Origin of the sequence: Okeania sp. SIO2F4 (assembly GCF_010672385.1) — a bacterium.
Taxonomy (GTDB): domain Bacteria; phylum Cyanobacteriota; class Cyanobacteriia; order Cyanobacteriales; family Microcoleaceae; genus Trichodesmium.
On record NZ_JAAHGT010000617.1, the window covers coordinates 1 to 5,909 of the forward strand.

Below are 5,909 nucleotides of genomic sequence, written 5' to 3' on the forward strand. Positions count from 1 at the left end.
GAAAAAGATGATTTACGAACTAAAAAATGGTATTGAAACAATTCCCATGCGACTCCTGACTCCTGACTTCTGACTCCTAAAAATTATCCTAGATCTTTGTAGCAAACATTTATCACGCTTGGTATTACTTATACTATTTCTCTGTAACAATAGGCTTAATAATTGTTGTTCTGACCTTATTATACTGACTATTTTCATCTTTAATATTAAGTGCAACTTTATGGAGAAATAGTATTACTTAGTATTTAATAACTGGAGTCTTGAGTAAAGTCTTGCATTATTTTTGTGAATTGGTATCAGATTTTCTATTTGTAACAAACATTTGTCACCCCTGGTATAATTCAAAAGTTTATTCTGCTACCAACTACAGTGGTTTTCATATTCATAATATACAGTATTTTTCTTTTCCTAAAATCCAAAAGTTGTGTATCTCACGAATTTGAGAAAGGGGATAAGGGAACTTAATCATTTTTGATAAAAAAATAAACTACGAACCTTTGCAATACAAGGAAAATATATCAAGTACTCAAAATTGCTACAAATTTAGTATACCTCGCCATGAGTTTATCTACATTTAATAATTGCTTTAATGCTTTGCTATGACAACTCAATTATGTAGTGAAATATTTCCATCAAAGTCTCTATGTATATAGATTTTCTACTCATTTCAAATAAGAATAAAACACTTTTTTCTGCTGAAACCTTTTCACTGTAAGAAACCCTTGTCTCAGTCTAAGCTGAAATGACTATATAATTTTATTCAGTATACTTATTAACTTGATAATTTAACTATAGTTAACCTATAAAAATAGTTAGTGATGAGTCAAAAAAAATATCAATCACTAACTATTATAACATACTCAATCAAACTAATCTTGATAAATTTTCAATTATTACTTATTCATCAACTTTCAAATCTTTGCACAAAAAACGTTCACATCTAATTTCACCATTTTCTTGAGTTTGATGAATTTCTAATTCTGCTTCAGGAACTGCTTCAAATAAGAAACGTTCTCCGGGGAAAACTGCACGTTCCCAATATTGATTTTCAACATTACTAATTCTAGCAATCTGCATCTTGCGAGTAGTATTCACATAGAAACAAAGAATTTTTTGACTCTGTTGTTTTGGTAGTCTATCTAGTGCTATAGTCACAATCTTTAAATTCCCTCTAAATTTTTTGTTTGCCGATTAGCAACCCGACTGAATCTTGATATCTTTGAGCGCCAATAAAATTATTATAAACGCATAGGGATCGCTTAAGTATATTTTTAATTACTTTTGTTAAAGAAAATTAATTTCACTTAAGTTGTCCACTGTAAACCTAGTATTTTCTCAGTAAAAATACTCATAATTTAGCACTCCATACTGATAGAATTACTGAGCTTGCTAAATAACGTTGATAAAACAGTATTGGAGAACAAAAAACCTTCAGGATCGGTCAATCTCAAATATCCCTCTATCGGAAGTTTTTGGTTATTAGAGAAAGGGGTTACTACACCTTTTGGATTAAGAAATTCTACCCACCCTAACTTTTGATAAGGTTGTAAATAGATTAATAATTTTTCTACAGTTTCTTGACCAAACTGCTGAGATAATGTTAATAGATTCACCCCTTCTGTCAAGCGGAATCTTAACATCAGTGTTTCTAACAAACAATCCTGATTTGATGTATCAATACCCTGATTTTCTATACTATGACCTTGAAACGATAGCACCCATTGATAATATTCATTCCGCGTGCGCGGTCTGGTAAATCTTTGCCCTTCTAGATAACTTGTTGCACCCATACCAAACCCATAATAAGGGCGATTTTCCCAGTAAACTCTATTGTGAATACACTGATAACCAGGCTTGGCATAATTAGATATCTCATAATGTTCATATCCTGAAATTGAGATCAACTGCTGTGCCATTCGATACATTTGGGCTGCTGTTTCATCTGTAGGCAAAGGAGCATAACCTGGTTGATAATAACGTCCAAAAGCTGTAACTGGTTCTACTACAAGGTCATAACTGGAGATATGAGTTGGGGAAATAGTTATTCCAGTTTCTAAAGAAGTTTGCCATTGTTCTAAAGTTTGGTGTGGCAGTCCTGAAATTAAATCAATACTGAAATTAATAATTCCTGCTTGATGCAATGTGTTTACTGCTTTGTAAATATCTGAGACATCATGCGATCGCCCACAAAGCTGCAATAAATCATCTTGAAATGCTTGTACTCCCAGACTGACTCGATTTACTCCTAGAGATTTATATCCTTGGACCTGTTCCAAGTCAAAAGTTCCTGGGTCCATTTCTATAGAAACTTCAGCATTGGCCACAATTCCCAATTTTTGTTCTAGGGTATCTAAAATCCGACTTAATTGACCCACTGATAATAGGGAAGGAGTACCACCGCCAAAGAAAATAGTTTCTAAGGGTTGACAAAAAGACTTTGTAATGTTTATCTCGTCACAAATTACCTCCACATATTCTTGAATTGGAGAAAAATTATCACCTTTTTTACCATCACCCACTACAGAGATCGGAAAATCACAGTAATAGCATCGCCGTCGGCAAAAAGGGATATGGACATAAGCCGAACTAGGAATGCAGTAATTTCCGATTGGCCTTTTCACTATTAAACAAAGTTACAAACTATATCATTTATAAAACTATCTTAAACAATTATGAATTTAATGAGGAGCAGTAGTAGGGTAAATCAGAAAAATAATATTTCTTGAGGGGGTAGAAATATTACTTAAGTAAACAGTCAAAAAAAGCACTTATAGATTTGTTCATTGTCTAGCTTTAATGCAGCTATGCTCTTAATGCTAAGGGTATTAATTATACTAAATTGATAAATGTTTGCTGTAAATAGCTTGGCTATTTCTTAGAAGTCAGGTAGGGGAGCCGTCGATAGGGTGACGTACAGGAGTCAGAATAAATAGGTTTGATACCATTTTTTATGTCGTAACTTATCTTTTTCGTCAAATAGACATTTCCGATGGAGTCTTTTAATAGTGCTAATTATTCGTAATATTCTTTTTTGGCGTTGGTGAATCAAGCTATGAAACCTAAATTTTGCCAAATATAAAATGCTCAATGTTAATAGTTAGGCAATTAGCATTAATGGAAAATTAATACATAATCATAGACACCCATCACCAACGCCTCTTTTTTCATGCATGGTATTATGTATTTCATTAAAGTGAAAAGTACTTTGAGACTAATCAAAAAAAAGTTTACCAAAGATAAGTTTTAGGTAGTAGATGCCAGGTAAATCTTAATTTTATCAACATAGATTAATCTAGTTTCTTATGAGTCCCTAACCCGATCGCCTTATTTATAACATCATTTAATCGATTTGGTATAAGTGTTTCACCGTCATCCTCAATAAAATCAGTAATGCCCCTGAATTTCTCATTAAAAATCAAGTAAAAATAATCACATTGTTTTGCTGCCTAAATAGAAATTATACTTCAGAAGTAACTGTAAAAGGGAAACTGGATTATTAATGGTTACCAAATTCCAATGAAGTTAAAACCCAATAAAAAGAGAACCGTAAAGAATGGCACATGAACTGTAAAGATATAATAGAAGCAACATTGAGCAGCCCAAAAATTATGGTTCTCAATCATTATTGGTGAGTACCTCCTAGGGAAATTTCTATATCTTCTATAAAACAAAAAAACAAACTAAAAAAATGCTTGACGCAATCATTATTATTTCATTTGTACTTGCTGGAGCAGGAATAGGATTCTATAGCATAGAACTTCTCCCACCCAATGTACTCCTACAAGTCACCAACATCGAAGGCTTACGTTCAGTATTATCTGCCTTTACTTCTTTAATTGGCTTTGTAGTGGGATTGGTATTTCAAACTACATATCGACGAGTGGAAGCAAAAGTAAGTCAAATGCCCGTTGACTTATTATTAACGCGGGCTATAGGATTAGTTATGGGACTATTAGTGGCCAACTTAATGCTGGCGCCACTATTTTTACTGCCTATTCCCCAGGAGTTTAGTTTCATTAAACCTCTTGTAGCAGTTTTAGGCAGTGTAATGTTAGGCTTTACAGGAGTTAACGTTGCGGATACTCATGGTCGTGGCTTTTTACGGCTAATTAATCCTAACAGTCTAGATGCAGTATTAGTAGCAGAAGGAACTCTCAAACCTTGTACTACTAAGATTTTGGATACTAGCTGCATTATTGATGGCAGAATAGAAAATTTATTGGAAACAGGTTTTCTGGAAGGTCAAATTCTTGTACCACAATTTGTTTTACAGGAACTACAGCTTATCGCTGATGCTTCTAACGATCAAAAAAGAGTTAGAGGTAGACGAGGTTTAGATATCTTAAATAGGCTTAAAGAAGTCTACCCTTCTCAGATTCAAATCCATTTTGCAGACTATGAAGAAATTTCTACGGTAGATGCTAAATTGGTTCGTTTTGCTCTGGAAATTAATGGTACTTTATTAACTAATGACTACAATTTGTCTAAAGTTGCCAGTTTACAAAAAGTTCCTGTACTAAATATTAATGATTTGACTCAGGCAATGCGCCCCACTTATTTACCTGGTGATACTATTGAAATCAAAATTCGTAAGGAAGGTAAGGAACCTTCTCAAGGTATTGGTTATTTAGATGATGGTACGATGGTTGTTGTAGAGTCTGGTAGTGCATATGTTGGTGATGAAGTGCGAGTAATTGTCACAAGTTCTTTACAAACTTCTGCCGGTCGAATGATTTTTGCTCGTACTCAAGAGTCGGCGATCGCCTAATCAATTTAAAAGTCAAAAGTTAAAAGTTAAAAGTCAAAAATTTTATCTCAACGTTGGTCCTTGACCCGCGCTCTCCGGAACGGGAGCGTCGCATGGGAAAACCAATCAATATTGCGGTATCTACAATAGTGTGCTATTGTAGAAAAATAAGGCTGCTGGGCTAGCAGTGTCTAGGGGAGCCGTCGGATTGGCGACGTAATGTGGAGCGCGCCTTTAGACCGGAAAGAGGTTTGTCCTCGGAGGCAGGTGCTATGTTAGCGCAGCTCCTCTGTTAGCGTAGCTCCTCCGAAGGAGGCAAGAAGCAGCAGAAAGCCCCTATCAGCGATGTTAGGGAATCCCGCGTTGTAGCTCAAGCGCAACGTCGGGAGGATGTCAACAAAGAGACTACGCCATTAGTTAGCGTGAGGGTAAAATTTAATTTTGTCAAAAAATAGACCCCAACTATTCACTATTTCCTGAGAGTTGGGGTTAATTAATTCAAAACTAAAAATAATCAAGACCTAGGCAAAGACACTATAATATGGCACATACCAATCTATAGAATTGCCTCAGCAAAGCTCTGTTTTTTCCTTTTCTTTGTTTCAGAATGCTATGCAAATATGTCGTGAATCGTTTCATGTCGGTGATAGCCGAAAATACTAAAATTGTTTGAGGGATAAAACCCCATTCTGTTTGGCGATCGCTTCAAAGTTTTTGGCATTATCAAATTTTTATTCCCTATTCGCTCTTCACCTATTCCCTAAAGTCCTAAAAGTTTGTATGGTAATTTATGATTAGAAATTATTCGATTTTGCATCTTGTTTGAGACTCAAATTCAAGAAATTAGGTTTTATATTATGTCCGGTTGAATAGTTATAAATAAGGAGGGAAGAGAGGAGAAAGAAAGTATAAAAAGGAGAAAGTTTTTTGACCGGGCCAGCGGAACGGAGTTCTATCGCGCTCTTATCCGGACATGATATTACATAATGGAGAATAATATTCGGAATTGACATCCTCCCGACGCTGCACTTGCGTGACAGCGCGGGATTCCTAACCATCGCGGATTAGGGCTTTCTGCTGCCTCTTGCAGAGGAGCTGCGCTTTTCATGTCGCGTTTGCGTTAGAATTCCGTAGGAAAGCGAAACAATGCACCAGCCTCCAA

At 35.3% G+C, this 5,909-nt stretch carries 3 protein-coding genes; 1 reads left to right on the forward strand and 2 read right to left on the reverse strand.

Going from position 1 to position 5,909, the window contains the following annotated elements; genetic code table 11:
- Positions 1-897: 897 nt before the first annotated feature.
- Together F6K22_RS28830 and hemW are read right to left on the reverse strand one after the other, a co-directional pair.
- The gene (locus tag F6K22_RS28830; protein WP_293105989.1) at positions 898-1,155 is read right to left on the reverse strand and encodes a DUF1830 domain-containing protein; all 258 of its coding nucleotides are present in this window, start codon (positions 1,153-1,155) and stop codon (positions 898-900) included.
- Between the two features lie 200 nt (positions 1,156-1,355).
- Positions 1,356-2,621: a radical SAM family heme chaperone HemW gene (hemW, locus tag F6K22_RS28835; RefSeq protein WP_293105992.1), complete on the reverse strand. Its 1,266-nt coding sequence runs from the start codon at positions 2,619-2,621 to the stop codon at positions 1,356-1,358.
- A gap of 1,067 nt (positions 2,622-3,688) precedes the next feature.
- Between hemW and F6K22_RS28840 the strand changes: the two genes are divergently transcribed.
- The gene (locus F6K22_RS28840; protein WP_293105994.1) at positions 3,689-4,768 is read left to right on the forward strand and encodes a PIN/TRAM domain-containing protein; all 1,080 of its coding nucleotides are present in this window, start codon (positions 3,689-3,691) and stop codon (positions 4,766-4,768) included.
- Positions 4,769-5,909: the final 1,141 nt, after the last annotated feature.

What these genes read in the sequence shown, in the direction of transcription:
- F6K22_RS28840 (WP_293105994.1), top strand. Translation starts at nt 3,689, where the DNA reads ATGCTTGACGCAATCATTATTATTTCATTTGTACTTGCTGGAGCAGGA.